Source organism: Streptosporangium sp. NPDC023963 (assembly GCF_040639135.1).
Taxonomy (GTDB): domain Bacteria; phylum Actinomycetota; class Actinomycetes; order Streptosporangiales; family Streptosporangiaceae; genus Streptosporangium.
Window position 1 is genome coordinate 1 of sequence record NZ_JBEZZK010000035.1, and the last position, 2,178, is coordinate 2,178.

The window sequence follows — 2,178 nt, forward strand, 5'->3', positions numbered from 1 at the left end:
CGGATCTGTCGGGGCCCGTCCCGCACCCGGTTCCCCGCCCTACTCATGGGGCGGTGCGGGGATGGTGCGCGGCCCTGTCCGGGCCTTCCCAACGGGAAACCCCAACGGGAGATTCCCGAGGCCTCCCGGTTTTCTCCGAGGTTCCTTGATCACCAAGAGGCTCACCCGAGGCGCTGGCTTCTCGGGGTTCCTGGTTTTCCAGGGAGTTCCAGGAGGCCGGGCTTTCCTGGTTTCGAGGTTTCCGGTACGTCCAGGAAGGGCTTCCACCACAGGTGGAAGCCTTTTTTCGCGTTGTGGAGGCGTTCTCTGGACCATCTTCGGCTCTGCCTTAGTCCTCATGGCGATGCCGAGACCATCGGGTCGGGCGGCCGTCTGGTTCTCTCAAGAATCGCTCACAAAGGCTTCATCGCCGTGGCCATGATCATTTATGGGTGCAGAGGGAAGGGCGTGTGGACTTTCAGGGGCTTGCTAGGCTGGAGAGGCCGGGCCACCCCACCTGCGGGTGGCCTTCGTCGCGCCAGACCACGATAGGGCGGGGCAGCGATAGCGAACGGGGCGCACCCCGCGGCCGGAGACCGCCCGCACAGCGAATCGTCCCATCCGATCGAAGAGGCGGGACGCGCTCGCAGAGTGAGCCAACGAATGGACCAGAAGTGAACAGTGACAACGGGCCTGAGGGCGCCGGCCGACGCGAAGAGGGCGAAAACCGCGGATCTGGTGGCCAGGGAGGCCACCGCAGCGATCGCGCAGGTGGTGACAGGGGACGTCCGGGTGACGGTCCCCGATACGGTGAGCGCCGAGAGGGGCGCCCGAGTGGTTCTTACGGCTCTCGTGATCGTGGAGACCGGCCGTCTTACAACCGTGACGACCGTGGTTCCGGCCGCCCTGCGTTCAACCGTGACGATCGTCCAAGTGGCGGGCAGAGGCCCTCAGGGCCGCGTGGCGAGGGCCAGCGTTCTTATGGTGACCGCGACCAGTCCCGCGGTGGTTCCTATGGAGCCCGTGACCGTGGAGACCGGCCGTCCTACAACCGTGACGACCGTGGTTCCGGCCGTCCCCCGTCCAACCGTGACGACCGTGGTGAGCGCAGGCCGTTCAACCGCGATGACCGTCCCGGTGGGGGGCGTCCGCCGTTCAATCGCGATGACCGTCCCGGTGGTGGCTACCGTGGCGATCGTCCCGGCTTCAACCGTGACAGTCGTGGTGGTGATCGTCCGGCGTTCAACCGTGATGATCGTGGTTCGGGTCGTCCGCCGTTCAATCGCGATGATCGCGGTGGTGAGCGTCGTTCGTACGGTGACCGCGACCAGTCGCGCGGTCAGTACGGTTCGCGTCCCGACAGTGGTGAGCGCAGGCCGTTCAACCGCGATGACCGTCCCGGTGGGGGGCGTCCGCCGTTCAATCGCGATGACCGTCCCGGTGGTGGCTACCGTGGCGACCGTCCCGGCTTCAACCGTGACAGTCGTGGTGGTGATCGTCCGTCGTTCAACCGTGATGACCGCGGTGGTGAGCGTCGTTCGTACGGTGACCGCGACCAGTCGCGCGGTCAGTACGGTTCGCGTCCCGACAGTGGTGAGCGCAGGCCGTTCAACCGCGACGACCGTCCCGGTGGGGGGCGTCCGCCGTTCAATCGCGATGACCGTCCCGGTGGTGGCTACCGTGGTGACCGTCCGGCGTTCAACCGTGACGACCGTCCCGGTGGTGACCGTCCGGCGTTCAACCGTGACGACCGTCCCGGTGGGGGGCGTCCGCCGTTCAACCGTGACGACCGTCCCGGTGGGGGGCGTCCGCCGTTCAACCGTGACGACCGTCCCGGTGGGGGGCGTCCGCCGTTCAATCGCGATGACCGTCCCGGTGGTGGTTACCGTGGCGACCGTCCCGGCTTCAACCGTGACGATCGCGGTGGTGACCGTCCGGCGTTCAACCGTGATGATCGTGGTTCGGGTCGTCCGCCGTTCAATCGCGATGACCGCGGTGATCGTCCGTCGTTCAACCGTGATGACCGCGGTGGTGAGCGTCGTTCGTACGGTGACCGCGACCAGACCCGTAGCCGTTACGGTTCGCGCCCGGATGGTGAGCGCAGGCCGTTCAATCGCGATGACCGTCCCGGTGGTGGTTACCGTGGCGACCGTCCCGGCTTCAACCGTGACGATCGCGGTGGTGACCGTCCGGCGTTCA

Annotated in this window: 1 protein-coding gene; it reads right to left on the reverse strand. The window is 66.9% G+C overall.

All coding sequences use genetic code 11. From position 1 onward, the window contains the following. Window positions 1–929: 929 nt before the first annotated feature. Window positions 930–2,178, reverse strand: a 1,249-nt coding sequence (locus AB0F88_RS44090) for a hypothetical protein (protein WP_362698602.1), incomplete at its 5' end; no start/stop codon positions are given.